Here is a 24,850-nt window from a genome sequence, read left to right as displayed (position 1 = left end):
GTATATTAATGGCTACCTTTAACTTCAACAGCATCAAAATCGATGCCTTGTTGTTTGAGTACCAATTTAGCTTTGATAGCATAAAATGCCAGGTATGCAAAACAGGCCACACCTACCAGGTAACTCCATTGGATACCGAGGAATTTATCTGCCGCGAGATAACCTTGTAACAAGCTGATAAAACCGCCACCCATGATCATCATGATCAAAAAGCTCGACCCCTCGTTAGTATGTTTGCCTAATCCGGCTATAGCCAAAGTATAGATGCAGGGCCAAAGAGTTGAACAAAATAAGCCTACGCTGATAAATGCAAATACACTTACCATGCCGGTTGTAAGCATGCCAATAACTAAAGCTGTGATCCCCATTACCGAAAATATCAACAACTGCCTTGCGGGATTACCTTTACTGGCCAGTGCCGAAACGATCATCACCACTATTACTGCAGCATATACATAAAATGGCGTTACATCGCGGTTAAATATTTTGTTAACACCCAGGAAAAGCAAAAATGCCAGGTATGGAACTATCACACTCAATACTTTTTTTGCTGTTGCCGATACATTAAACGCACCTACCGAGTTTGCCCAGCGGCCTACCATTAAACTTGCCCAATACAATGATATAAATGGTGCGATATCGCCTGTAGCGGTGTGCAATTTCTGACGCATGTATTCGGGCAGGTTACTTGCCGTCGATACTTCAACGCCCACATAAACAAATATACCGATCATCCCCAAAACCAGCTGTGTATAACCCAATGCCGATTTTTCTGAATGCGATTCAACATTCGACACATCGGTTGGTGAACCAACAACCTCCGGTTCAAGATCTATTTTGTTTGGGATAGATGAAAATTTAAAGATGAACGCGAATAAAATAAATACCGCACCTAAAATCAGATAAGGCGTTTTTACCGCGCTGATACTGGCCACATTGGTTTGGCCGGCCACTATCTGACCAAAGATGGCTAAACTAACCAATACGGGGCCAATAGTTGTGCCCACATTATTTACACCACCTGCCAGGCTTAACCTTTGCGAACCTGTTTTAGGGTCGCCCAATATAATAGCCAATGGGTTGGCTGCAGTTTGTTGTAACGAAAAACCTAAACCAACAATAAACAAACCTGTTATTACTAAAAAGAACGACGAAGTTTCGGCAGCAGGGTAAAATAACAAAGTACCTATTGCCGATATTACCAGGCCTAACGCAATACCATTACGATAACCCATCCGGTTAAGTATATCGCCGCCGCTAACTTTTGATACTACATAATAAATAATAGACCCTACAGTATAAGCAACGTAAAACGCGAACGATATCATTTGCGATTGCCATTGCTCCAGGTTTAATTTTTCTTTAAATACCGGTATCAGGATATCGTTACTTGCAGCAACAAACCCCCAAAAAAAGAATACGGTAATTAAAGTATACAGCGCCGAGCCGTAATTTTTAGCGTTTTTTTGTTCCATGAATGTTGTATTGGTGTTGGTTAGTGTACTTTCTACGCTATAAACATAGTTTAAATTTTATAATTATCTAACTTTATATTTTCAAATCGTTCGTTTTAAAATTTCTTAGTATTTAATATAAAGTTGCATATTCGCATTGTTTGAAAACGCAAGGCCATAATTAATGATAGAAGCCATTATAACAGGCATTGGGTTTGGATTAGTACTAACTGTACTAACCGGGCCCGTTTTTTTCGCCTTAATTAAAACCAGTATTGAAAAAGGTTTTCATGCCGGCGTAGCTATGGCCCTGGGCGTGGTAACCAGCGATATGGTGTTCATCGGCGCCATCCTGTTCGGCTCACAACTCATCAGCTTTAAGGTTGATACCAAAATTGTGGGTATGGTAGGCAGTTCCATTTTGTTTATCATAGGTATTTACTACATCTTTAAAAAAGCCGAAATAAGTTATACCACAACACCTGTAAAAAGTAACAGGGCCGGCTTTTTTCTGAAAGGTTTTTTAATGTGCATTTTTAACCCTACCCTGCTTTTTCACTGGGTAACGGTAATAGGTGCAGCCAGTACCTATTATCCCGAAGATGTGCACAACAGGCAGTTAAAAATAGCCACTATGTTTATCACTATACTGGCCGTACAGTTCTCGATGGATACTACCAAAGCTTTTTACGCCAACAAATTGCGCGACAGGATATCCGAAAAATCAATACACCGGTTAAACCAGGTAGCCGGTATCGCGCTCATCATTGCCGCGCTAATATTAGTCGACAGGCTGTTCACCCATCTTATTTTTGCTGCCAAGTAGCAATGAACATCCAAAACTCAAAATGGTGGTGGTTTGCAACAGCTACATTGTTATTGAACGCGTTACTGGTCGTATATTCGATACAGGTTAACTCCGAACTAAATGTTATTGAATATACTTTGCTAATTGAATTTGCGGGTGGCCTTTTGATATCAGTAATCAATCTGCTTGCGTTACAAAAAGCTATCGTTTACCGGGCATCGCTTGGCGCAGCAGCGGGTTCGGCAGCAACTGTATTTTCTTTTATAATATACATCATGTGCTTTGCTCACATTGTCTGTTAAGTCAGTATTTTCCCGATTACTTTTTACCTGGTACTAAACTTTGCACTTCCAGTTCAACACATAGGTATTTATCGGTATTTTTCAGGTTATTTTAACCAAAACCCTCATTTAAGAGACACAGCAGCATTTTCTATTTTTTTATACCCATCAAACACATAGGTATTACATCGGTATAAATTCGGTATACCGATGTGTATCAATTTGCGATAATTGCATTGATTATAGCCTCGCGCTAACCTTACAAGATAACAAAAATCCGGGTAAAATCCAAGCAATTAGATGAAAGAAAAAAGAGCAAGGAACAAAGACGTTATAAAATCTTTGCTCTTTGCTCCTTAAATCTTTATTCTCAAAAGTCCTTGCTCTTTAAATCCTTTATCTGGTAACCAAATCACATATAAGCCCGCTGGTTCTTCCCTTCCATCCAGTTAACAAAGGCGCGGTTAACTACCTTATTGCCGCCTGGCGTAGGGTAATTGCCCGAAAAATACCAGTCGCCGGTATGGTCGGGGCAGGCAATATGCAAATTGTCCAGGGTTTGATAGATCACCTGTATCTTAGCTTTGATGCCTTTAGGGGTGATGATCTGCGCTATACGGTCAGATATTTCCTGATCGGTAAACGGAGCGTATATTTCTTTTACGTAGTTCTCCACGTCCTCTTTCGGCAGTTTCGAACTGTTCTTACATTTTTCGTAAACATCTACGATCACCTGGTAACGGCCGCTGTCTTTCAACAGGCTGATCGCCGCCTCAAAGGCAACAAACTCGCCCATGCGGCTCATATCAATACCATAGCAATCCGGGTAACGGATCTGCGGTGCCGATGATACCACCACTATCTTTTTGGGCCCAAGCCTGTCTAATATTTTAAGGATACTTTGCTTTAAGGTTGTACCACGTACTATCGAATCATCTAAAGCAACCAACGTATCCGCACCGCCTTTAATAACACCATAAGTGGTATCGTAAACGTGCGCCACCATTTCGCTGCGATCAGCGTCCTGGGTAATAAAGGTACGCAGCTTAACGTCCTTAATGGCTATCTTTTCAATACGGGGTGCCATATTGAGCACCTTGGTCAGCTCCTTATCGGTAATCTTATCGGCACGGTTCAGCAATATCTCTTTCTGGCATTGCTTAATGTGCTTATGCATCCCTTCCACCAAACCGTAGTAAGCTATTTCGGCAGTATTGGGGATGTACGAGAATACAGTATTCTCCATATCGCTATCCACGGCATCCAATATCTGCGGGCAAAGTAAACGGCCCAGTTGCTTACGCTCGCGGTATATAGCCGCATCGCTTCCGCGCGAAAAGTAAATGCGTTCAAACGAACAGGCTTTCTTTTCGGCAGGATCGCCAAAACGCTCCTCGGTTATTTTACCGTTCTTTTTAACAACCAATGCATGGCCCGGTTGTACCTCTTTGATATCTTCTATCGGTACGTTAAAGGCGGTTTGTATCGCGGGCCTTTCCGATGCGGCAACTACTACCTCATCGTTAATATAATAAAACGCCGGGCGAATACCTGCCGGGTCGCGCATCACAAATGCGTCGCCATGCCCTAATATGCCCGATATGGTATAACCACCATCCCAGTTCTTGGCCGATTTTTTTAAGATCTTGGCAACATCCAGGTCTTTAGCGATCAGCCGGCTTATCTCCGCATTATCATCCAAACCTTCGCGTTTGTACTGGTCAAACAAACCTTGTACCTCGCTATCTAAAAAGTGACCGATCTTTTCCAGCACCGTTACCGTATCTGCTTTTTCTTTAGGGTGCTGACCAAGATCATAAAGCTGTTGTAACAGCTCATCAACGTTGGTCATGTTAAAGTTACCGGCAATAACCAGGTTACGTGTCATCCAGTTATTCTGGCGTAAAAACGGGTGGCAGTTCTCTACGCTGTTTTTACCATGGGTACCATAACGCAAATGGCCCAATAAAACTTCGCCGGTAAAACTAACGTTGTTTTTGAGCCATTCTGCATCAGCCATTTTTTCGGGCTGTTCTTTTTGTATGTCGGCAAACTTCTTCTGTATGTATTCAAAAATATCCGCTACAGCGTTTGATGCCATCGATCGGTGCCTGCTAATGTAGCGCTTACCCGGCTCAATATCGAGCTTAATGGTGGCTACCCCGGCTCCATCCTGGCCCCGGTTATGCTGTTTCTCCATCAGCAGGTACAGTTTATTGAGGCCGTAAAGTGCAGTGCCGTATTTTTTTTGGTAGTAAGACAGGGGCTTTAAAAGACGAATAAATGCGATGCCGCATTCGTGTTTTATCGATTCGCTCATATTGGGTATTAAGCACGCAAAGTTAGAACTTTATTATCAAATTGTAAAGGTAATTTGAACTAGAAAACGCTAAAATGAGCCTGCCTTGACAGTTTTTACCACACTAACAAATCTGCAGAAAGAGGGATTTATAGTAAAAAATTTGCAGCTAAACAGGCGAAATTTGATTGATTAGACTTTGATATCACTTACTACTTTTAATCAATCATTCAATAACCCGATCATTCAGTTATTGGCAATTTGGGCATTGCCTGCGGCCCACGCTATCCGCTTATACTGCACGGGCATTAGCCACACGGCCGGTATCCGCTCCTATCGCTAATGCGGTGGAGATATTCAATAATTCGTCGACCATCCTCCTGTTGACAAAAGAAACTGAAGTAAAATCAGTTAAGCTATATGTGACATCAAAGCAACCGGCTTATCTTCAATGCCATGCCATTCATGCTCGATCTTGGTCATCAATAATGCGTTATCGAATTGTATTGAACCTTTCGGAAAAATGGCTTCGTTTTCAAAAAAGCTTGATGCTACATTAATTACATTCAACGGTTTTACTAACCATTGATAAGCCTGTAATTTTAAACCTTCATATTTATTACCATTTGGAGAATAACCAACCGATCCTTTTTCAAAAAATCCGGAGGCGTTATCCAGGTTTCCAAAAATAGAATTGGGATTAAAATGCTCCGCCTCATTTGCATCAATTGAAATACTGGTATTATCGGAGCTTTTGAAATCTATATGATAACTGCCATTTGATTCCCGAACATTAAATTTCGCCAGGTAATGCTTTCCCGGAAATATCCGCCCCCCAACTAAAGTGTTAATTTTTAGCGAGGTATCCCGGCGGGGAATAAATACGCCTTGTTTTGTTTGTCCTTGCTCATCCCATTCTACCGCAATACGATGAGCCCCATTTTCAGAAGATATACCAATAAAGTCAGGAAGCCCTTTTGGTTTAATATTTTTTAATCTGATAAGGCATATACCTACAATTGCCTTGCCTTTATACAGTTGCGGACGAAAAGGCTCGGGAATAATTTTTTCTATAACTTCCGGATCGGCTACAAAGTTTATCAGTATCCGCCTGTCTATATAACCATGTATGGTTGGTAATTTCATGTTGCATTTTATTAGCACAATTTATTAACAATGTAACAACAATCATCTAAATCTTCACCATAAATTTTATCTTCCTTGCACAAGCTTCCGCTCGTGTTAATTACTTACAGCTTTTCCCCATGCTGACTAATATCCAAACCAATCGCTTCCTCTTCGGCCGAAACACGCAGCGGGGTGATCATATCGGTAATTTTAAGCAGCAGTAACGAACCGAAAAATGCGAAAATAGAAACGCCTACCAGGGCTTCCAGTTGGGTCAAAAACAAATGCCATTCGCCAAAAAACAAACCGTTACCTGTGGTATTGCCGGCGTTGATATTTTTATGAGCAAATACTCCGGTAAGCACCATACCCACCATACCGCCTACACCGTGGCACGGAAAAACGTCCAGCGTATCATCGATCGTAGTACGGGTACGCCATTCAACCACCATATTGCTTACTAATGATGAAATAACGCCGATAGCCAGCGAGTGCGGAATAGATACAAAACCCGCCGCCGGCGTAATAGCCACCAAACCAACAACCGCGCCTATACAGGCGCCCATAGCACTTGGCTTTTTACCACGAAGCAGATCCACATTGATCCAGCAAACCGCGGCTGCCGCCGATGCCGTTGTACTGGTTGCCAGCGCGGTAACGGCTAATGCATTAGCGCCCATAGCCGAGCCTGCATTAAAACCAAACCATCCAAACCAAAGCAAACCGGTACCGATCATCACATAGGTAATGCGGGCAGGCGAGTGATTGGGTTCGTTGCGGCGTTTTAAATAAAGTGCCGACGCCAGCGCCGCCCATCCGGCCGACATGTGTACCACGGTACCACCGGCAAAATCAAGCACACCTAATTTAAATAACACACCATCCGGGTGCCAGGTACTATGCGCCAGCGGAGCATATATAAATACGAAGAATAAACAGATAAATACCACGTACGAGTTAAAGCGGATACGTTCGGCAAATGCGCCGGTGATAAGCGCTGGGGTGATGATGGCAAACTTTAACTGGTACATGGCAAATAACAGCAGCGGTATGGTTGGTGCTAGTTTCCAAACCTGGTTTCCCAGCATGCCCTTCATCATAAAAAATGTACGCGGGTCGCCGATAATACCGCCTACCGAATCGCCAAAGGCTAAACTAAAACCAAAAGTTATCCAGATAACGGTAATGATCGCCATACAAATAAAGCTCTGGAACATGGTCGAGATCACATTTTTTTTATTCACCATGCCACCGTAAAAAAAGGCAAGGCCCGGGGTCATGATCAATACCAATCCAGTGGCGCTTAGCATCCAGGCAGTATCGGCAGCATCAATCTTTGAGTTTGAGTTGACGACCTGTATAGATGGAAAAATGAAAGTTAGAATAACAAGAAATGCCAAAATGGCAAAAGGGAAGTAACGTTTCATGTATAATTTTCAAAAATATCTTAAATAGATATCCAAAATTATAAAAATTCTACGTTTTCGATGTACTTTATCTGATTTATATTACATAAATCATTCTAATTCAATATCCCACTCAAAAATTGCGGAAAAATACCGATGAAAAGCAGCAAAAAAGTTAAGAAACAAATCATCATCAGTAAATACCTGTGATTAACGATCAGATCATCGGCATGGTGATCGTTTTTCTTTAAAAACAGATACAGCGGTATCTTGATATAATAGAAAAGTGCAATAACCGTAGTTGCGGCGCCTGTAATCATTAAAGCTAAAAGCAGGTAATCGTGATTTTGCTGATACATATTATACACCGCCGAAAACACCAGCACTTTACCATTAAAGCCCGCGGTGATGGGTAATCCCGCTAAAGAAATTAAAATGATCACAAAACAAACGGATGGTAACGGATAGCGCAGGCCAACACCTTTAAAGCTATCTAAAGTCGCCGCGCCGATCTTATTAACATAATAGGTACCCAACATCAGCGCAGCTAAGTTTGCTACTGCGTAAACTGCCAGGTAAAATATTAACGAGGATATGCCCTGGCCCGAAAAAGTTGCGATGGCCATTAACGCGAAACCTGTGTGGCCAATACTTGAATAGGCCAGCAGTCTTTTAATATTGTTTTGCCAGATGGCCGCCAGGTTACCCACGATCATGGTAATGATACCCACTACCGACAATAGCAACCTAAAATCAAAAGCCGACCAAAAGCTATTGAGCACAAACGGTCTTAAAAAATTGATCAGCAAGGCAAAACCGGCTATTTTGGGTAAGGTTGAAAGATAAGCCGTTATGGGTGTCGCTGCGCCCTGGTAAACATCGGGCACCCAAAAATGCATAGGCACAAAGGACAGTTTGAAGCCGATACCTACCATCACCAACACAATAGCCAGCGATACGCTAACCGGGTTGGTAAGCATCAGGTTGGTGATAAAACTATTGGTAAAAATATCCATGGTACCGGCAAAGCCATACAGCAACGAAATACCGTAAAGCATAATTGCTGATGAGGTTGCCCCAAACAACACGTATTTCATCCCGGCTTCGGTACTAACCGCCGTGTCCGACCGGTATGCGGCCATGAGATACGACGCAATGGAAACCATCTCGACGGCAATATAAATGCTCAGCAGGTTTGCGGCCATCGTCATTAAATGCAAACCCAATACCGAGGCTATGACGATAGAATACAGATCGGCCAGGCCTTTATAGTGCGAACGCAACGCCTTATCCCAGGGGATATAAAGTAAGATCAGCAAGGCGATCACATCAATGATCAGCTTAAACAAAATGGATACATGGTGCAGCAGCAAGGCCCCGTTAAAAAACAAATGCGGCGCGCTTAAAGTAACCAGTTGACGGTAAGTCTCGAATGATACCCAAATAATACCCGCCATAGCTGCAACACGGCAAATCAGCGCATTGCTTTTACGGGCTACCAGGTCGGTAATAAAAACCAGCAAAAACAAAATACTCAGGCATAGCTCGGGCACAAAGTAGTGCAGGCTATCCGTAATATCTTTGAGCCGCGCAGGTATATATGGTATCAGATCGTTCATTAATGGTTGAACAGTGACGGTTTAATTGTTAGTGATGTATAAATTGTATCAGCGCCAGTACCGAATCATTGATCTTATCAAAAGCCAGCGAAGGCATTACGCCTAAAGCCAGAGCCAATAAGGCCAGCGGAACCAAAGCGATCATCTCGCGATTGCCCAGATCGGTTAAAGCCAGTTTCCAGATATTGCCGCCCTTTAAATGGACCTCGCCAAAAAACATCCGCTGCAGTGTCCATAAAAAATAACCTGCGCTTAACAATATACCAATGGAGCCGCAAACAGCCATCCAGGTAGGCAGCAAGCCATTAAACACATGCGAGTTGAAAGCGCCCAGTAAGCTAAAGGCTTCGCCTATAAAGGCCGAGAAACCCGGCAAACCCAGCGATGCAAAAAAGGCGATCATTACAAACACGGTATATTTAGGCAGCAAAGTACCCAATCCGCGGAAGCTGTACACATCGCGGTTATGCACCCGGTTGTAAATAACGCCAACCAAAAAGAACAACATCGATGATAAAAAGCCGTGACTAACCATCTGCAGCACCGCACCGCTTATCCCCTCAGCAGTTTGCGAGGCAATACCCAGCAGCACAAACCCCATATGCGATACCGACGAATAAGCGATGAGCTTTTTAAGATCGCGCTGTGCCAGGGCATTTAATGCGCCATATAAAATGGAGATCACACCTAAAAGTCCCAACCAAAATGCGCCTGAGGTAGCCACCTCCGGGAATATCCCCAAACAGATCCGGATAATGCCGTACCCTCCTATTTTTAACAGCACACCTGCCAGGATGATAGATACCGGTGTTGGCGCCTCTACGTGGGCATCTGGCAGCCAGGTATGCAGCGGTACAACTGGTACTTTGATAGCAAAAGCGATGAACAGCACCACAAAACCAACCGTGCGCGCCGGGAAACCAAACAGCGTATGGTTGGCCAGGATATTAAAGATCGAGTCCTTATCGTAATTGGCGGGGTTCATCATTTGGATGATATTGAAAGTATGGTAACCCGTGGCCGGATCTTTTACCGAGAAGTACAAACCCAGCATCACCAGCAGCATAAATACCGAACCAAATAACGTAAACAGGAAGAATTTGATGGCCGCATATTCGCGCCGTACGCCCCCCCAAATCCCGATCAGGAAATACAGCGGTAATAGCATCAACTCGTAAAAAATATAGAACAGGAAGAAATCGAGCGAGCAAAATACGCCCGTTACCGCCATATCCAGCAGCAGGAACAAGGCAAAATAACCTTTATGATTTTTGTTGATCTCCCATGATGACAGGGCCGCAACAAACATCACGATAGACGACATCACCATCATCAGGATAGAAATGCCATCCACACCCACAAAATAATCGATCTGCATTTTACCCATATCGCCCAGGTTCAGACTGATCCAATGCGCCTTTTCTACAAACTGGTATTGCGCTTCGTGGTTAAATCCGGCGAAAGCCGCGCCTGTTTTAAAATGAATATACATCCACACGCTTAACACCACTTGCAAAAGCGTGGCAAATAAGGTGATATACCTGAAAAGATTCCGCAAGCTATCGGGCAGCACAACAATGAGCAAGCCAAACAGCAAAGGCGAAAAAATGAGTAACGATAATATATTCATTTTTAAATAAACGTCTTTAAAATATACAGCGCCAAAACAATAATGAGCATAGTGAACAGGTATCCCTGCACGCGCCCGGTTTGAAAACCCCGGATAAAATTGCCCGTTTGTTTTACCACGTAAGTAAGCAAATGTAAAAAACCATCAATAATATACTGATCGAACCAGGCTGAAACGCGGCTCAGCACCACGCCGGTACCGGCAACCAATTTCACTATACCATCAATAACATAAGTATCAAACCACCTGATCGCGCTACTTAACCCTACCACAGCTTTTACCACTACACCGTTATAAAAACTATCAACGTACCATTGGTTATACGACAGGCTGAACAGGAAACCTTTTAGTTTAAGCCATTGCAGGCTCTGTTTCACATACATCGCGTAAGCAACAAAAATAACGCCGATACTCAATAAGGTTACCGTTACCGGGATCAATTCGCCGGCTTCGCTACCTGTACCAATACCGAAACCTTTAAACAACCACGAGTCCTGGTAATTGAATGGGTTGAGTGAGAATATCGGGAATAGCGAGCAAAGCGCAAGCAATATCATCGGTAAAAACAAAAGCCAGCTGCTTTCGTGCGCCTGGGGTTCGGCATCCGGCTCAATGGTCTTTAAAATATGTTCGCCAAAAAACACTTTGAATATGAGCCGGGCAATGTAAAATGCAGTAAGCAAACTGGTTAATACCGCCGTTACCGGGATGATTGTATAAGCGCCGCCCTTACCCTGCGCCCAGGCAAAACCCTGTATCAAAATACCGTCCTTTGATAAAAAGCCAGATGTTAGCGGAAACCCGATGAGCGCCAAAGATGCGACCACGCAGGTGATAAACGTTACCGGCATCACTTTACGCAGGCCGCCCATATTGTTGATATCCTGGGTATCGATATGTAAACGGTGCTTGTGTTTTAAATGCTGCATTTCGTGAATGATAACCCCGGCAGCCAAAAACAGCAGACATTTAAAAAAGGCATGCGTAGCCAAATGGAACAGGCCCGACGAATAAGCGCCGATGCCCATGGCCATCATCATATACCCTAACTGTGATATAGTAGAGTAGGCCAGGATGCGCTTCAGGTCATTTTGCGTTAGCGCGATGGTGGCCGCCATAAAAGCGGTAAAGCAGCCAATTACGGCAATAACGGTTAACACTTCGGTGTTAAACATGGGGTAAACGCGGCCCAATAAAAATATACCGGCGGCAACCATGGTGGCAGCGTGGATCAATGCGGAAACCGAGGTCGGCCCCTCCATCGCATCGGGCAACCAGGTATGCAACGGAAACTGTGCCGATTTGGCAATAGCACCCATTAAAAAGCATAATCCAGCGACAGTTACCCATATTGAATTAGTGGCAGCAGCAGTTGCAGTTAGCTTTCCACCGAATAAAGTAACGATATTAAAAGTGTGGTAATGCGTATATACCAGCATAATGCCGGTAAGCAGGGCCACATCGCCAATGCGGTTCATAATAAAAGCCTTTTTGTTGGCCTGCACAGCCTTTTCGCGGGTAAACCAAAAACCGATAAGCAGGTACGATGCAAAACCCACCAGTTCCCAAAAAGCGTAAAGCAGCAGCAGATTATCCATCACCACTAAAGCCAGCATGGCAAAACAGAAAAAGCTTAAATAGGTAAAGTAGCGGGTATAACGCTCATCGCCCTTCATATAGGCAACGGAGTAAATGTGCACCGGCAAGGCTATAGCCGATACCAGCAACAGCATCAAAACCGATAAATTATTGAGCCAGATACCGATCTCGATCTGCGTATTGCCGATAATAAACCATAGATGTTGCACGTGCAATTCGGGCGCGTTCCACACTCTGCCAAAAACAATAGCCGCCAGCACCAGGCTTTTAAATATAGCAATACCCGATATCCAACCTGATAGTTTGCTTTGTTTTGGCACCAGTAAAAAGTTAAGCAAAAATGCCGCAAACGGAGCCACAACTGCCGCAATGGCAAGTATAATGGTAATGATATCCGGTTGTGATAAAGTGCTTTCCAAATTTGTTATATTAAGATTGTCAATCCTTTAGCCTTTCAACTTTAGCCGGATCAATAGTTTTGTACTGCCGGTAAACATTTAATATGATCGCCAGTGCAACCGCTACCGCCGCCGCTGCCAGCACAATGGCAAACAAGGCAAAGATTTGCCCGCTGTTAGCCAGGTTATCATATTTACCAAAAGCTACCAGGTTTAATATCGCAGCGTTGATCATCAGTTCAATACCGATCAATATCTGTATCGCGTTCCGTTTGGATAACACTATAAACAGCCCGATGCAAAACAAACCCGCGCTGATCAGCAAAAAGCTGGTTAACATACTCATAGCTTATGTTCCTCCTTACGGGATAAGTGCACCGCTCCTATCAAGGCCATCATCAGTACAATGGATATGATCTCGAATGGCAGCAGGTAACGCGTCATCAGGTTTACCCCAATATTACCCAGGTTATCTGTACGCGATGTAGCGGTTTGGGCCGATTCCAGTATCCAATTCAATTTATCCGGCTGCGATTTGATGATGGCATTTACCAAAACCACCAAAAACAACCCCGCAGCTAAAAAGGCGGCAAAGTTGTTGATGGTGATAAACTTACTGCCGCGCTCCTGTAAATTATTCAGCGTTTCTTTGTTGGATAGCATAAACGCAAACAACATCAATACCAATACTCCCCCCACGTAAATAACGATCTGCGTTACAGCAACAAAATCGGCCAGGGCAAAAACATATAATCCCGCCAGGGCAAAAAGCGTTACAAAAAACATAAAAACACAGCGTACCAGGTTTTTACTTGCAGCCACCACCAACGCCGATGCCAGCGCGGTAAAACCCATTACGTAAAATAAAACCTGGTTTATGTTCATTCCCCCTCTTCCTTCTTTTTCATGGCGGCCAATTTAGCCGCTTGTTTTTGTGCCTGTTGCTCATCAAATAAACGGCGTTTCTCTTCGGCCAAAGCCGGGTCCATATCCGAAAATTTGTAGGTGAGCAGATCAAGCTCCGGCACGCTTACATCGTATTGATTGGTCATGGTAATACACTCGGTAGGGCAAACCACTGTACACAAACCGCAGTACATGCACTTGGCCATATCAATATCAAATTTGGCCGCGTATAATCTTTTGGTCGTACCGTCTGATGTCTGGCCGATCGCCTCCGTTGATTTAATGGCTTCGATATCTATACAGTCAACCGGGCATATCTTGGCGCACAGGTCGCACACAATACAATCGTCCATTTCCACAAAAAGCTGGTACCGGCCAACCTCGGGCACGGGCAATTGCTGCGATGGATATTGAATGGTATTCGTTCCCTTCGCCTGTTCGGCAAAGTAATTATCCGATTTTACCGAATCCATCACCCTGCGTTTTTTTGAGGCAAACAAGTGCTTCAACGTAAGGTACATACCCCCGAATATCGTTTTTAAACCTATTGATCCGCTTTTTGCCATCTTACATTAACCACAGGCGCCATACGCCCGATATCAACATGCATAAAAAAGCCAGGGGCGTTAAAACCTTCCAGCATAAGTTCATTAACTGATCAATGCGAAAACGCGGCAATGTCCACCTGATCCACATCTGCACGCCCACCAATAAAAGCGATTTCAATGCTATCCACACAATACCCCAGGCTGTGCCGGTGGTATAATCAGCCAGGTGTACCGAAGCGATATTAGGCAGCGGTGTGTTCCAGGCCCCTAAAAACAATATCGCGCCAAGCATCGATACCAAAAACATCATGGAATACTCGGCCAGAAAAACAAAGGCAAAACGCAGACCGGTATATTCGGTATGGAAACCGGCTACCAGCTCCGACTCTGCCTCCGGAATATCAAACGGGGCACGGTTAGCCTCTGCCAGCGATGCGATAAAATAGATCACAAAAGCGATAATTAAATGTGGCGCACGGAAAATATTCCAGGCCAGTAGTCCGCCAATGTGCGTCACATCAATAAAACCTAAAAAATTTGTGCTTTCGCCGGATAAGATGCCTTGCTGTGTTGAGATATCCTGCAGGTTTAAAGTTTGCGTGATCATTACCACTGAGATAATAGCAAAGCCTGCCGGAATTTCGTACGAGATAATTTGCGCTATCGAACGCATAGCGCCCAGTAGCGAGTATTTATTGTTCGATCCCCAACCGGCCATTAGGATACCCAGGGTCTCGACAGATATAATGGCGAAGATATAGAATAGGCCGATATTAAGATTTGCGGGCACTAATCCCGGTGCCCAGGGTAGCGCGGCAAAACCCATATAAACCGATACGAAAATAATCACCGGCGCCAGGCTGAATAAGATCTTATCAGCTGCCGATGGAACGATCAGTTCCTTTTGCAGCATTTTCAGGATATCGGCAAAGGTTTGCAAAGTGCCGAATTTACCAACTTCGGTGGGGCCAAGCCTGTCTTGAATAAAGGCCGAAACCTTACGCTCGGCATATACGCCAAACAACGCAAACAGGGCCGCGAAGCCAAAAAGTCCTATTGCTACAGCGATATATGTAAGGTAAAAATTCAATCAAATTTGCTTTGGCTGCAAACTTAGTTATTTACAAGGAAAATAGCTCGATTTTTATAGATAAGATTAGTAGACTAAACAGCAATACACTGATCTACTTAACCGGTATATACGCCGATTTTACCTTTTCGGAGAAAAACATAGTCGCATTCTGATCAAAATCCAGCGTATCGTCAGTAGTGGTAAAAAACTGGTGGGTTCCGTTTTTACTCAGCCTATCTTCCATTTCGGGATGGCGCTGCAGATAGCGCTGTAAACTTTGCGCTACAATGTCGCCCTGTGCCACTACTTTGATGTGATCGGGCAGGTAAGCTTCAATTTTATCCTGCAAAAGCGGGTAATGTGTACAGGCCAGCAATATCGTATCAATATCGGCAGATTGTGCCATAACCTGATCCAGATATTGTTTCACAAAATAATCGGCACCGGGTTTATCGTGTTCGCCGTTCTCTATCAGTGGCACCCAAAGTGCGCAGGCCTGCTGGTAAACTTTTACCTCCGGAAAAAAATGCCCGATCTCAATACCGTACGAATCTGATTGTACCGTACCCTTGGTACCCAACACTCCTATTTGTTTGGTTTGGGTATAATTACCGATCACTTCGGCCGTTGGCCGTATAACGCCCAATACCCGTTTGGCAGGGTCCACATTTTTAAGATCCTGCTGCTGGATGGTGCGTAGGGCTTTCGCCGATGCGGTGTTACAGGCTAAAACTACCAGCGGACAACCCATCTCAAAAAGTAACTGCACGCATTCCCAGGTATACTGATGGATGGTTTTAAAAGAGCGATTACCATACGGCGCCCGCACATTATCTCCCAGGTAAATGTAATCGTACTCAGGCAGCAGTTTGGCTATCGATTTAAACACGGTAAGGCCACCGTAACCGGAGTCAAATACGCCAATAGGTTGCTTTGCTGCCATGCTGTAAAAATAACAAAGCGAAGCTCAATAAAAAATTGAACTTCGCTTATAAAAAATTTTGAGTGAATATTATTTTGCGCCTAATTTCAATTTCACGGCAGCGGTCAGGTCGTCACCATCAGGGTAAACAACCATAATTTGCTGCGATGAATCGAATACATAAGTATAACCTTTCTCTTTCGCTACAGTCTGCACAGCAAGCTTTACTTTATCAAACAAAGGTTTAGCCAACTCATTCTGATGCGCTTCCATAGATTGCTGCGCTTTTTGGCTAAACGTCTGCATCCTGTTTTGGATATCGGTTATCTCAGCCTCTTTTTGCGTGCGGATAGCGTCGTTCCAGGTGGCTTTGTTTTTTTCGTAATCAGCTCCTTTTGTTTGCAGTTCGGTTTGCATTAATTGGTACTGGTCGGCAAATGTTTTTTGGTAATCCTGCATGTTTTTGGCAATAACCGCTTTATCAGGCATTACGTCAATAACAGCATTAAAATTTACGTAGCCAATCTTTTGCTGCGCCTTTGCCAGGTTTGCCGTAAACAAAAGGCAGGTTGCTACTAATACTACTCCAAGTAATTTTTTCATCTTTACTATTTTATTTTTTTTACTATTTGATACACTTTAAAAAAGAAAGCGAAACTCAATAAAAATTGAACTTCGCTTAAGTAGGGTGTTAGTGGTTTATTATTTTAAACCTAATTTAATTTTTACAGCAGGCATTAAATCATCAGCTTCCGGCGAAACGATGAAGATGCCTTGCGACGAGTCGATCACATAACCGTAACCTTTTTCTTTAGCTACTGTAGTTATCGCCAGTTTAACTTTATCCAGCAATGGTTTACCTAACCTGTCTTTTTCGGCTTCAACTTTGCCCTGTGCGGTTGTTTGATAGTCTTGAATACGTTTTTGCAGATCGGTTAATTCAGCTTCTTTTTGTGTACGTACAGCATCGGTCATGGTAGCACGTTTTGATTCGTAATCGGCACCTTTGGTTTGGTACTCGGTTTGCATGCTTTGCAGCTGAGTAATAAAGGTTTGTTGATATGTTTGAAGCTGGGTAGAAATTACTTTGGTATCCGGCATCTGGTCAATTACGGCATTAAAATTAATATAACCGGTTTTGGTTTGTGCTTTGGCTAATGTGCCAGCAAACACAACGCAAACGGCAATTAATACAACTTTGAATAATTTTTTCATTTTATTTTTCTGATTTCTATTGTGGTGCGATTTTAACTAATTTATTTTACTTGGCCAATACTCCTGGCTTTAATCCGAGTTTAACAATTACATCTGAGCTTTTATCATAATGCGGGTTGGCATACAACATAATAACTTCACTATTTTTATCAAATATCATATCCAGATCCTCTGCTTCGGCTACAGCCTGAACAGCTTTAGCGATCCTGTCCTGTATTGGTTTTACCAGGGTGCCGCTGCGTTGTGCCAGTTCGCCATCGGGGCCAAATTTCGATTTTTGAAAATCCTTGGCGGCTTTTTCCTTGTCTACAATTTCGGCTTCGCGGCGTTTCTTCATATCTGCGGTCATCAGCACCTGGTCGGCCTGGTAAGCTTTGTACAAGTGGTCAATTTCCTGAAAACGGGCATCGATCTCTTTTTGCCATTGTCCGGATAACGCATTCAATTCTTTTTGTGCCGAAATGTAATCGGGCACGTGTTTTAAAATATATTCCGAATCAACATATGCAAAGCGCTGGGCAAACGCGCCAAGCGACATGAATACAACTACACTGAGGGTTAAAAATATCTTTTTCATTTGTTTACGATCAATTAAATCCGCCGTTTAAGCTTTGTGAGATCGAGAAGTGGAACTGCCCCTTATTGGCACCAGGGGCACCAGGGATGGCATCAAATCCATAACCATAATCTAAACCAAGCAAGCCAAATATAGGAAGAAATATACGAGCTCCAACACCAGCAGACCTACGAACATTAAACGGAGAAAACTCGCTAAAGTTGTTCCACACGTTACCGCCTTCAACAAAGGTGAGCAAAAATATAGTTGCCGACTCGCTGGCAATAACCGGGTGTCTTAGCTCAAGCATGTATTTGGTGAATATAGGGCTACCCGGGTTATTATTCTGATTGTAGTTTGAACCAACCGGCACAACCGAGAAGTTTTGATATCCGCGTAAGCCGATGATTTCGCTGCCTTGTAAAAACTGGTAGCTCTGCATACCATCACCACCCAATTTAAAGCGCTCAAACGGTGCCTGGCCAACTTCTTTATTATAGTAGCCCATAAAGCCAAATTGTGTCTGGCCCTTTAACACCAGTTTGCCGTATATCCGTTGAAACCACTGGCCCTCAAATTTCCATTTGTGGTACTCAACAAACTGGTAACGTTGTTGTGGGGTGGCTATCAGGTAATTAACATTATTAAATGACGAATATGGCGGCGTTACCTGTATGGTAAATTTAAAGTTTGAACCCGATGTTGGATAGATAGGCGCATCGGTTGAGTTGCGGCTCAGTTCCTGGGTTAATTTTAAGTTGTATGACGTACCGTTTTTAAACAGGTAACCCGGATAGTTAAACAAGTCGTAGTGATCGAGATTTAACGAATAGTTTAACTGGAACAGGTTATCCGGAAAACGTAAACGCTGACCTAAAGTTACACCCACACCGTTAATACGCAGGTGGTAGTAGTTTGGATCGGATGATGAGTATGCCGAAATGTTTGAGCTTAACTGGGTATAGGCTGTTAACGCGAAATAAACCGGTTTTTTACCACCCAACCATGGCTCAGAGAACGTAAACGAATAGTTTTGATAATCCTGGCCGTTTGATTGTCCGCGCAGGCTTAGTTTTTGCCCGTCGCCTTTGGGTAATGGCTTATAAGCGCTCAGGTTGAACAGGTTACGTAACGAAAAGTTATTGAACGTTAAACCCAGGGTACCCACTAACTGGCCACCGCCAAAACCACCCGAAAGTTCGATCTGATCTGATGGTTTTTCAACCACGTTATATACAATATCAACTGTCCCGTCAACCGGGTTGATGTTGGTTGGTTTTGGTTCGGTTTTTTGCTCGTCAAAATTACCTAACTGGGTAATATCGCGCTGACTGCGTACAATAGCTTCTTTAGAGAATTTTTGACCCGGTAAGGTTTGCAGTTCGCGGATGATCACCTTATCGTTGGTTACATCATTACCCTTTACCGATACACGATTAATGGTATACTGCGGCCCTTCGTACATTCTGATCTCAATATCAACGGTATCATTGTATACGTGTGTCTGCACCGGATCGGCCTGGTAGGTGAGGTAGCCATCGTTTAAGTACAGGGTTGAAATATCATCGCCACCGGCGGTAGGGCCGCTTAAGCGTTTGGTTAAATTCTCTTCACTAAATACGTCGCCTTTTTTAATACGTAAAATACTATTTAAGCCTGCAGTTGGGTATTTGGTATTACCCGAAAAAGTAATTTTACCGAAGTAGTATTTAGGGCCTTCATACATTTTAATTTTTACGTTAACCGTTTTATCATCGTTCCTCCAAACAGAGTCGCTCAATATCTCGGCATCGCGATAGCCCTTGCTTTGCAGTTTGGCTACAAAATCCTGCTTATCTTCTTCGTACTTATCGCGCATAAATTTCTTTGAACCGAAGATATTATACCATTTTCTCTCTTTGGTTTTGCCCATATAGCCCCTCAGAGTACTCTGGCTAAATGCGCTATTGCCCTCAAATGTTACGCTGTTAATTTTAACTTTTTGCTTTTTGTCAATAGCAACATCTAAAATAACGCTGTTGGCATCGGCCGGGTCTTTACGCTGGGTAATAGTTACGGTAGTATTTAAAAAGCCTTTTTCGTTAAATTCCTTTTTGATGATGTTGGTAACGGTATTCAGCAAATTCTCGTTTACAATTTTACCGGCTTTATCGTTCAGCTTTTTTTGCAGATCTTCAATTTCTCCTTTACGGATACCGGTTAAATGCAATCTTGATAAACGGGGGCGCTCAACTATGGCAATATCAAAATATACCGTATCCAGGTTCATCCTGGTAATATTTAACTGAACATCATCAAAAAGCCCCTGCTCCCATAATGCTTTGATCACATTAGCCGATGCATCGCCCGGAAGGGTTATTTTATCACCTTTATTTAACTTTGAAATAGTGACCAACACATCTTTTTCAAGGTATTTTGTACCACTAACTGTTACGCCGCCAATAATATAATCTTTCGGGGTTAGGTAGCTTAAACTATCTGTTGTAATTTGTTTGGTAAGCGATGGTCTGGCCTGGTTTGATACCTGGGCCCAGGCACCTGAGCATACCACAGAAAAAAGAATTGCAAAAAAGTATTTATTCATCCGAATATTTTGGTGGCTAAAATAATTTATACAGTTGTTAAAAAGTGTTAAACGTAAAAATATTAGTTAATCTGCTCGCTGGTTAGCCCAAAACGACGTTCGCGTTTTTGGTAATCCAATATGGCTTCGTACAGGTCTTCCCTCCGGAAATCCGGCCACAGCTTATCGGTAAAATATAATTCGGCATAAGCAATTTGCCAAAGTAAATAGTTACTTATGCGGTATTCGCCGCTTGTGCGGATGAGCAGTTCAGGATCGGGCATATCTGACGTATGCAGGTGTTTTGCAAACATTTCTTCATCAACCTGTGCAGCTTTGATCTCACCTTTCTCAACCTTTGCCGCAATGGCTTGTGCTGCCTGTACAATTTCGCGCCTTGAGCTATAGCTCAAAGCCAATGTTAATACCAGGCCCGTATTGCCCGATGTTGTTTGCATGGCGCTCTGTAATTCGTCGTGGCATTTTTTGGGGAGCATTTCAATGTCGCCAATGGTATTAAGGCGTACATTATTTTCCATCAGTTTTTTGATCTCTTTATTGATAGTCGAGATCAGCAGCTCCATTATGGCGGTCACTTCGTATTTTGGGCGGTTCCAGTTCTCGGCCGAAAAGGTATACAGTGTTAAGTATTTAACGCCTAATTCGCCTGCGCCCTCTACCACATCGCGTACTGATAAAACACCGTTATGGTGCCCAAACACGCGTAGTTTACCCTTGCCTTTGGCCCAGCGGCCATTACCATCCATTATTATTGCCACATGTTTCGGTAACCTGGCGGTATCTATCTGTTCTCTGAATCCCATCCTTTTAAATACCTGCTAAAGCGTAATTGTTAACACTGCAAAAATGATTTAGCAAATTATAGCCCCGCTGTTTGGCATCACTTGGAATATTATAAAGCTTGTTATTCGTCATTTTTGTAATTAATCAATAGCATCTGTTCAATTTAATGAACCCTGTTTATAGGTTTAAAATTGAATTTTTCTCAAAATTTCAGGGGACAAAGGTAAAACTAACTTTGTATATTTTTATTATATGCTTAAAAAGAAAAATGCACAGGTAAAACGGGTAATTATACTGGCAAACAATGTACTACCGGCAAAAAAATAATACCTGTAAGTAATGCACCGCATAGCTGCTCCCGTAGCTATCCTGATCTGCATTTTCGTGTTGTATACAGCTAAAACCTGGCTTGACAAAACCGGCGGACCTTTTTAAAACCTATAACAGTTTTGTGTTACAAAGGTGTACGATATGGTAAAGCCTAAAAACAGATACGTATCGTGCGAGTAATTGCCCCGTTGGGTACCGGCCGAGCCTATATTAGTGCCGCTGCGCTCTGCCGACCGATCCGACAATGCCTGCGATACAACGCTGGGTAATTTGGTTTTATCGGCGTAAGCGCCGTAAACATCATCCAGGTAGCCGGTATTGGTATAGCGGTACCCCAGGTCGACAATAAAATTCCATTTACCTGTAAAATTAAACTTTATGCCTGCACCGTATGGTACTGACCATGCACGGGTATTGTAGGCCTTTGCCTGACCTTCGGTGGTTAGTGGCGCCAATTCATAGTCGGTACCTTTATAGCTTGCCATTGGATTAAACCCAACATTGGCAATACCTGCAAAAATAAACGGTGTGAATTTATTGGTGCCAACCTCGGGTATATAGCTCATAAAGTTAAACTCGCCTATCAGGCTTATTTCGCTTAGCGAGCTGCTAAAACTTAAATTACGGTTAAAAAACTGCTGATTGGTTGAGGTACTATCATCGCCGCGGATGGTGCCGTACATATATTGTAGCTTAAGCGACAGGTAATCGTTAAAATTACGCTTTAAAAAAAAGCCGCCGCTCACATCGGTAAGTTTAAATGGGTTGCTTTGGTTAAAATCGCCCATATACCCCGACTCTCCTACCGTGCCGCCAACTTCCCACGCTTGCGCGTACAATTTCCCGCTAAAGGATACCAACAACACTAATAAAACTATAACCGGCTTTAGTTTGCGCATTAAAAACAATTAATAATTGCGGGCGTCAATTCCCCACATTAACTTGTTTCTTAACGTGGATAAATAACTTTCATTATCGAGGCGGACAAGGTTAAGCTGAAAAGCTGCCTTGCGCACGTTAAATTTGATCGGTTTATCGATCACCACCGTACGCGAATCGCACGAAACAAGATAGTTTGCGCTGCGAAATTCCACTTCAAAACTCAGCACGCTATCATCTGATAATACGATGGGCCGCACATTTAAGTTATGCGGCGATACAGGTGTTACCACAATATTACCCGATCGCGGCAGTATGATCGGCCCTCCGCAGCTTAACGAATAAGCGGTTGAGCCCGTTGGTGTGGATATAATGATCCCATCGCCCCAGTACGAGTTTAAAAACTCATCGTTCAAAAAGGCATGAATAATGATCATGGCCGAGTCGTCGCGCTTATGGAAAGTAATATCGTTAAGTGCGAAGTTCTCACTATCAAAATATTGATGTTCAGACTCGATAGTGAGCAACACGCGGCTGTCCAAAGTAAACATCCTGTTCACTACGGCATGTATGGCTGCGGCAATATCGCTTTTGTTGATACTGGCCAAAAAGCCCAACCGGCCAAAGTTGATACCGATAACCGGGATGCCCGAGTCGCGGATCAAAGCCAGGGTATCCAGCAAGGTACCATCCCCGCCAAGGGTTAAAAACACATCAATAAGGCCCTTTAGCGATTCGCCTTTTTTAAATATTTGATGCCCTTCGGGCAGAATTATCTTGCCCGACAAGTGATCGTTCAGATCGCAGTAAACATAAATTTCTACCTTATGCTGCTCCAGATAGGTAAAAACCTGCTGTACGTAAGGTAAAACCGAGTCGTTAAACTGCCTGCCGTAAATAGCGATCTTCATGCGGTGGGTTATAAATTAAGGTAATTCATCAACGAATCGTACCGATCCCTCGAATCATCATCAACCGGGGTAAAGTTAAAGGTTGCCTGCACAGTATAATTGTAACGCTGAAATGCGGCTATAATGCCCGATATATCCTGTTTATTTAATTTTAAGGTCACTTCCAACCGGGTAGAATCAGCAAATGAACGGATGTACGAACTTAAGATCTGCGCATTATCAGATTCTACGATCTGGGCTATCTGCGCAAGCGAATTGTTACGGTTACTGATCTCCAGTACAATAATACCGCCTGGCTCTGCAACTGATGTGAGTTTGGCAAAGTACTCGTTCATGCTATTGATCGAGATAAGGCCAAGGTAGTTGTTTTTCAGATCAAGCACAGGCACTACGGTTAGCTGCTGCTCGTAAAACAGGCGGATAACATCATAAATATGCTGATTTTCGAGCACGTAAGGATTAACCAGAGATAGCGTCACCGACCCAACCTGCTGCTGATAATCCAGTTCAAAAAGATCGTCCTCGGCTATGAGACCCAAAAACTGCTCTTCGTTTACCAAAGGTAAATGGCGCACCTTAAACTCGGCCATACGGTCAGCAACCTTCTGTATCGTATCGGATGTACGAACAGGGGGCATTGCATTGGATATGAGTTCAATTGCTAACATTTTTTATGCTTTGATCTTCTTCAAAAAGCCGGCCAATATTTCATTAAATTCTTCGGGGCGCTCCATCATTGGTGCGTGCCCGCATTTATCTATCCAGTGCAGTTCAGAGTCGGGTAACAACTTGTTAAACTCTTCGGCTACCTCCGGCGGTGTAATTTTATCGTTTTTACCCCATACCAATAACGTAGGTATGGTTATTTTATGAACATCTTTAGACATGTTATGCCTGATGGCCGATTTTGCCATAGCTAATATACGGATAACACGGTGACGATCGTTCACGGTAGCAAACACCTCGTCAACCAGGTCTTTTGTCGCCGTTGCCGGATCGTAAAAGGTATACTCAACTTTCTCTTTTACAAACTCATAATTCTCACGGCGTGGAAATGATCCGCCAAAAGCATTTTCGTACAGGCCCGAACTGCCGGTTAACACCAATGCTTTCGCCACACCCGGATGTGCCAAACAATAGATCAATGCCACATGGCCCCCCAACGAATTACCTAACAATGTTATATTGGTAAGTTTCATGTGGGTAATAAACTTATGCACGTACTTCGACAGGCTTTTAACGCCGGTAGTTAATAAAGGCAGATCGTAAATTGGCAGCATTGGAATGATGACCCGGTATTCTTTACTAAATTGCTCGATAACTTGTTCCCAGTTACTTAGCGCGCCCATCAGGCCATGCAATAACAACAGAACTTCGCCTTCGCCTTTTTCTATGTAAACAAAACCATGCTCATCTTTTAACACGAAATCCATATAATTTGTAAATGTTTTATATAATTAAAATTTTATCCTGAAATATAAATCAAGCCTAAAATTAAATTACCCGCCATAAAAATAGCTTA

The 24,850-nt window shown here is 43.2% G+C and carries 23 protein-coding genes; 2 read left to right on the top strand and 21 right to left on the bottom strand.

What is annotated here, in order from left to right; genetic code table 11:
- Window positions 1–5: 5 nt before the first annotated feature.
- Entirely contained in the window at window positions 6–1,475 is a 1,470-nt protein-coding gene (locus ACFGVR_RS13045) for an MFS transporter (RefSeq protein ID WP_448697662.1), read from the bottom strand.
- A 163-nt stretch (window positions 1,476–1,638) separates the two neighbouring features.
- Between ACFGVR_RS13045 and ACFGVR_RS13040 the strand changes: the two genes are divergently transcribed.
- Window positions 1,639–2,280, top strand: a complete 642-nt coding sequence (locus ACFGVR_RS13040) for a LysE family translocator (protein ID WP_448697661.1) — start codon at window positions 1,639–1,641, stop codon at window positions 2,278–2,280.
- A gap of 2 nt (window positions 2,281–2,282) precedes the next feature.
- Window positions 2,283–2,564 (top strand): hypothetical protein, encoded by a 282-nt coding sequence (locus tag ACFGVR_RS13035; protein ID WP_448697659.1) that lies wholly within the window; start codon window positions 2,283–2,285, stop codon window positions 2,562–2,564.
- Between the two features lie 391 nt (window positions 2,565–2,955).
- On the opposite strand, the gene ACFGVR_RS13030 is transcribed toward ACFGVR_RS13035, so the two are convergent.
- The 20 genes from ACFGVR_RS13030 to ACFGVR_RS12935 form a co-directional block, all read right to left on the bottom strand.
- Window positions 2,956–4,863: a class II glutamine amidotransferase gene (locus ACFGVR_RS13030; protein WP_448697658.1), complete on the bottom strand. Its 1,908-nt coding sequence runs from the start codon at window positions 4,861–4,863 to the stop codon at window positions 2,956–2,958.
- 390 nt (window positions 4,864–5,253) lie between these two features.
- Window positions 5,254–5,988 (bottom strand): DUF2071 domain-containing protein, encoded by a 735-nt coding sequence (locus ACFGVR_RS13025; protein ID WP_448697657.1) that lies wholly within the window; start codon window positions 5,986–5,988, stop codon window positions 5,254–5,256.
- A gap of 104 nt (window positions 5,989–6,092) precedes the next feature.
- Window positions 6,093–7,397, bottom strand: coding sequence for an ammonium transporter (locus ACFGVR_RS13020; RefSeq protein WP_448697655.1), 1,305 nt, complete (start codon window positions 7,395–7,397; stop codon window positions 6,093–6,095).
- A gap of 95 nt (window positions 7,398–7,492) precedes the next feature.
- On the bottom strand, window positions 7,493–8,995 hold the full coding sequence (locus ACFGVR_RS13015; protein WP_448697653.1) for an NADH-quinone oxidoreductase subunit N: 1,503 nt from the start codon (window positions 8,993–8,995) through the stop codon (window positions 7,493–7,495).
- Between the two features lie 28 nt (window positions 8,996–9,023).
- Window positions 9,024–10,625, bottom strand: coding sequence for a complex I subunit 4 family protein (locus ACFGVR_RS13010; RefSeq protein ID WP_448697651.1), 1,602 nt, complete (start codon window positions 10,623–10,625; stop codon window positions 9,024–9,026).
- Window positions 10,626–10,627: 2 nt separating this feature from the next.
- Complete coding sequence (gene nuoL / locus ACFGVR_RS13005) at window positions 10,628–12,643, bottom strand: NADH-quinone oxidoreductase subunit L (RefSeq protein ID WP_448697648.1); 2,016 nt, start codon at window positions 12,641–12,643, stop codon at window positions 10,628–10,630.
- 19 nt (window positions 12,644–12,662) lie between these two features.
- Window positions 12,663–12,968, bottom strand: a complete 306-nt coding sequence (gene nuoK / locus ACFGVR_RS13000) for an NADH-quinone oxidoreductase subunit NuoK (RefSeq protein WP_448697646.1) — start codon at window positions 12,966–12,968, stop codon at window positions 12,663–12,665.
- The gene (locus ACFGVR_RS12995; protein WP_448697644.1) at window positions 12,965–13,507 is read right to left on the bottom strand and encodes an NADH-quinone oxidoreductase subunit J family protein; all 543 of its coding nucleotides are present in this window, start codon (window positions 13,505–13,507) and stop codon (window positions 12,965–12,967) included. Before ACFGVR_RS12995 ends, nuoK begins: the two co-directional genes overlap by 4 nt.
- A complete protein-coding gene (locus ACFGVR_RS12990) occupies window positions 13,504–14,094 on the bottom strand; it encodes a 4Fe-4S binding protein (protein WP_448697642.1) in 591 nt (196 codons plus the stop codon). The genes ACFGVR_RS12995 and ACFGVR_RS12990 overlap by 4 nt, the downstream gene beginning before the upstream one ends.
- A gap of 1 nt (window position 14,095) precedes the next feature.
- A complete protein-coding gene (nuoH, locus tag ACFGVR_RS12985; protein WP_448697641.1) occupies window positions 14,096–15,166 on the bottom strand; it encodes an NADH-quinone oxidoreductase subunit NuoH in 1,071 nt (356 codons plus the stop codon).
- 94 nt (window positions 15,167–15,260) lie between these two features.
- The gene (murI, locus tag ACFGVR_RS12980) at window positions 15,261–16,091 is read right to left on the bottom strand and encodes a glutamate racemase (protein WP_448697640.1); all 831 of its coding nucleotides are present in this window, start codon (window positions 16,089–16,091) and stop codon (window positions 15,261–15,263) included.
- Window positions 16,092–16,160: 69 nt separating this feature from the next.
- A complete protein-coding gene (locus ACFGVR_RS12975) occupies window positions 16,161–16,673 on the bottom strand; it encodes an OmpH family outer membrane protein (protein ID WP_448697638.1) in 513 nt (170 codons plus the stop codon).
- A 99-nt stretch (window positions 16,674–16,772) separates the two neighbouring features.
- Window positions 16,773–17,285 carry an OmpH family outer membrane protein gene (locus ACFGVR_RS12970; protein ID WP_448697636.1) on the bottom strand — a complete coding sequence of 171 codons (513 nt, stop codon included), beginning with the start codon at window positions 17,283–17,285 and terminating at the stop codon, window positions 16,773–16,775.
- A 46-nt stretch (window positions 17,286–17,331) separates the two neighbouring features.
- Window positions 17,332–17,862, bottom strand: a complete 531-nt coding sequence (locus tag ACFGVR_RS12965; protein ID WP_448697635.1) for an OmpH family outer membrane protein — start codon at window positions 17,860–17,862, stop codon at window positions 17,332–17,334.
- Window positions 17,863–17,872: 10 nt separating this feature from the next.
- On the bottom strand, window positions 17,873–20,425 hold the full coding sequence (gene bamA, locus ACFGVR_RS12960) for an outer membrane protein assembly factor BamA (protein WP_448697633.1): 2,553 nt from the start codon (window positions 20,423–20,425) through the stop codon (window positions 17,873–17,875).
- Between the two features lie 62 nt (window positions 20,426–20,487).
- Window positions 20,488–21,228, bottom strand: coding sequence for an isoprenyl transferase (locus ACFGVR_RS12955; RefSeq protein WP_448697631.1), 741 nt, complete (start codon window positions 21,226–21,228; stop codon window positions 20,488–20,490).
- A 411-nt stretch (window positions 21,229–21,639) separates the two neighbouring features.
- Window positions 21,640–22,437, bottom strand: a complete 798-nt coding sequence (porG, locus tag ACFGVR_RS12950) for a type IX secretion system protein PorG (RefSeq protein ID WP_448697630.1) — start codon at window positions 22,435–22,437, stop codon at window positions 21,640–21,642.
- A gap of 9 nt (window positions 22,438–22,446) precedes the next feature.
- Complete coding sequence (locus ACFGVR_RS12945) at window positions 22,447–23,328, bottom strand: NAD kinase (RefSeq protein ID WP_448697628.1); 882 nt, start codon at window positions 23,326–23,328, stop codon at window positions 22,447–22,449.
- An 8-nt stretch (window positions 23,329–23,336) separates the two neighbouring features.
- Window positions 23,337–23,996 carry a CBS domain-containing protein gene (locus ACFGVR_RS12940; RefSeq protein ID WP_448697626.1) on the bottom strand — a complete coding sequence of 220 codons (660 nt, stop codon included), beginning with the start codon at window positions 23,994–23,996 and terminating at the stop codon, window positions 23,337–23,339.
- Window positions 23,997–23,999: 3 nt separating this feature from the next.
- Entirely contained in the window at window positions 24,000–24,761 is a 762-nt protein-coding gene (locus ACFGVR_RS12935; protein WP_448697624.1) for an alpha/beta fold hydrolase, read from the bottom strand.
- Between the last annotated feature and the right edge of the window lie 89 nt (window positions 24,762–24,850).

It is taken from the genome of Mucilaginibacter aureus, assembly GCF_053514885.1.
The sequence above is the reverse complement of the archived record's forward strand: the minus strand, read 5'-3'. Positions and strand labels throughout refer to the sequence as shown.

Excerpts from the sequence above, each read along its gene's own strand:
- ACFGVR_RS12970 (WP_448697636.1), bottom strand. The coding sequence starts at position 17,285 with ATGAAAAAATTATTCAAAGTTGTATTAATTGCCGTTTGCGTTGTGTTT.
- bamA (WP_448697633.1), bottom strand. The coding sequence starts at position 20,425 with ATGAATAAATACTTTTTTGCAATTCTTTTTTCTGTGGTATGCTCAGGT.
- ACFGVR_RS12955 (WP_448697631.1), bottom strand. The coding sequence starts at position 21,228 with ATGGGATTCAGAGAACAGATAGATACCGCCAGGTTACCGAAACATGTG.
- ACFGVR_RS12975 (WP_448697638.1), bottom strand. The coding sequence starts at position 16,673 with ATGAAAAAATTACTTGGAGTAGTATTAGTAGCAACCTGCCTTTTGTTT.
- ACFGVR_RS13010 (WP_448697651.1), bottom strand. The coding sequence starts at position 10,625 with ATGAATATATTATCGTTACTCATTTTTTCGCCTTTGCTGTTTGGCTTG.
- ACFGVR_RS12990 (WP_448697642.1), bottom strand. The coding sequence starts at position 14,094 with ATGGCAAAAAGCGGATCAATAGGTTTAAAAACGATATTCGGGGGTATG.
- ACFGVR_RS12995 (WP_448697644.1), bottom strand. The coding sequence starts at position 13,507 with ATGAACATAAACCAGGTTTTATTTTACGTAATGGGTTTTACCGCGCTG.
- ACFGVR_RS13040 (WP_448697661.1), top strand. The coding sequence starts at position 1,639 with ATGATAGAAGCCATTATAACAGGCATTGGGTTTGGATTAGTACTAACT.
- ACFGVR_RS13035 (WP_448697659.1), top strand. The coding sequence starts at position 2,283 with ATGAACATCCAAAACTCAAAATGGTGGTGGTTTGCAACAGCTACATTG.
- porG (WP_448697630.1), bottom strand. The coding sequence starts at position 22,437 with ATGCGCAAACTAAAGCCGGTTATAGTTTTATTAGTGTTGTTGGTATCC.
- ACFGVR_RS13015 (WP_448697653.1), bottom strand. The coding sequence starts at position 8,995 with ATGAACGATCTGATACCATATATACCTGCGCGGCTCAAAGATATTACG.
- ACFGVR_RS12940 (WP_448697626.1), bottom strand. The coding sequence starts at position 23,996 with ATGTTAGCAATTGAACTCATATCCAATGCAATGCCCCCTGTTCGTACA.
- murI (WP_448697640.1), bottom strand. The coding sequence starts at position 16,091 with ATGGCAGCAAAGCAACCTATTGGCGTATTTGACTCCGGTTACGGTGGC.
- ACFGVR_RS13025 (WP_448697657.1), bottom strand. The coding sequence starts at position 5,988 with ATGAAATTACCAACCATACATGGTTATATAGACAGGCGGATACTGATA.
- ACFGVR_RS13020 (WP_448697655.1), bottom strand. The coding sequence starts at position 7,397 with ATGAAACGTTACTTCCCTTTTGCCATTTTGGCATTTCTTGTTATTCTA.
- ACFGVR_RS12965 (WP_448697635.1), bottom strand. The coding sequence starts at position 17,862 with ATGAAAAAGATATTTTTAACCCTCAGTGTAGTTGTATTCATGTCGCTT.
- ACFGVR_RS12935 (WP_448697624.1), bottom strand. The coding sequence starts at position 24,761 with ATGGATTTCGTGTTAAAAGATGAGCATGGTTTTGTTTACATAGAAAAA.
- ACFGVR_RS12945 (WP_448697628.1), bottom strand. The coding sequence starts at position 23,328 with ATGAAGATCGCTATTTACGGCAGGCAGTTTAACGACTCGGTTTTACCT.
- ACFGVR_RS13045 (WP_448697662.1), bottom strand. The coding sequence starts at position 1,475 with ATGGAACAAAAAAACGCTAAAAATTACGGCTCGGCGCTGTATACTTTA.
- ACFGVR_RS13030 (WP_448697658.1), bottom strand. The coding sequence starts at position 4,863 with ATGAGCGAATCGATAAAACACGAATGCGGCATCGCATTTATTCGTCTT.
- nuoK (WP_448697646.1), bottom strand. The coding sequence starts at position 12,968 with ATGAGTATGTTAACCAGCTTTTTGCTGATCAGCGCGGGTTTGTTTTGC.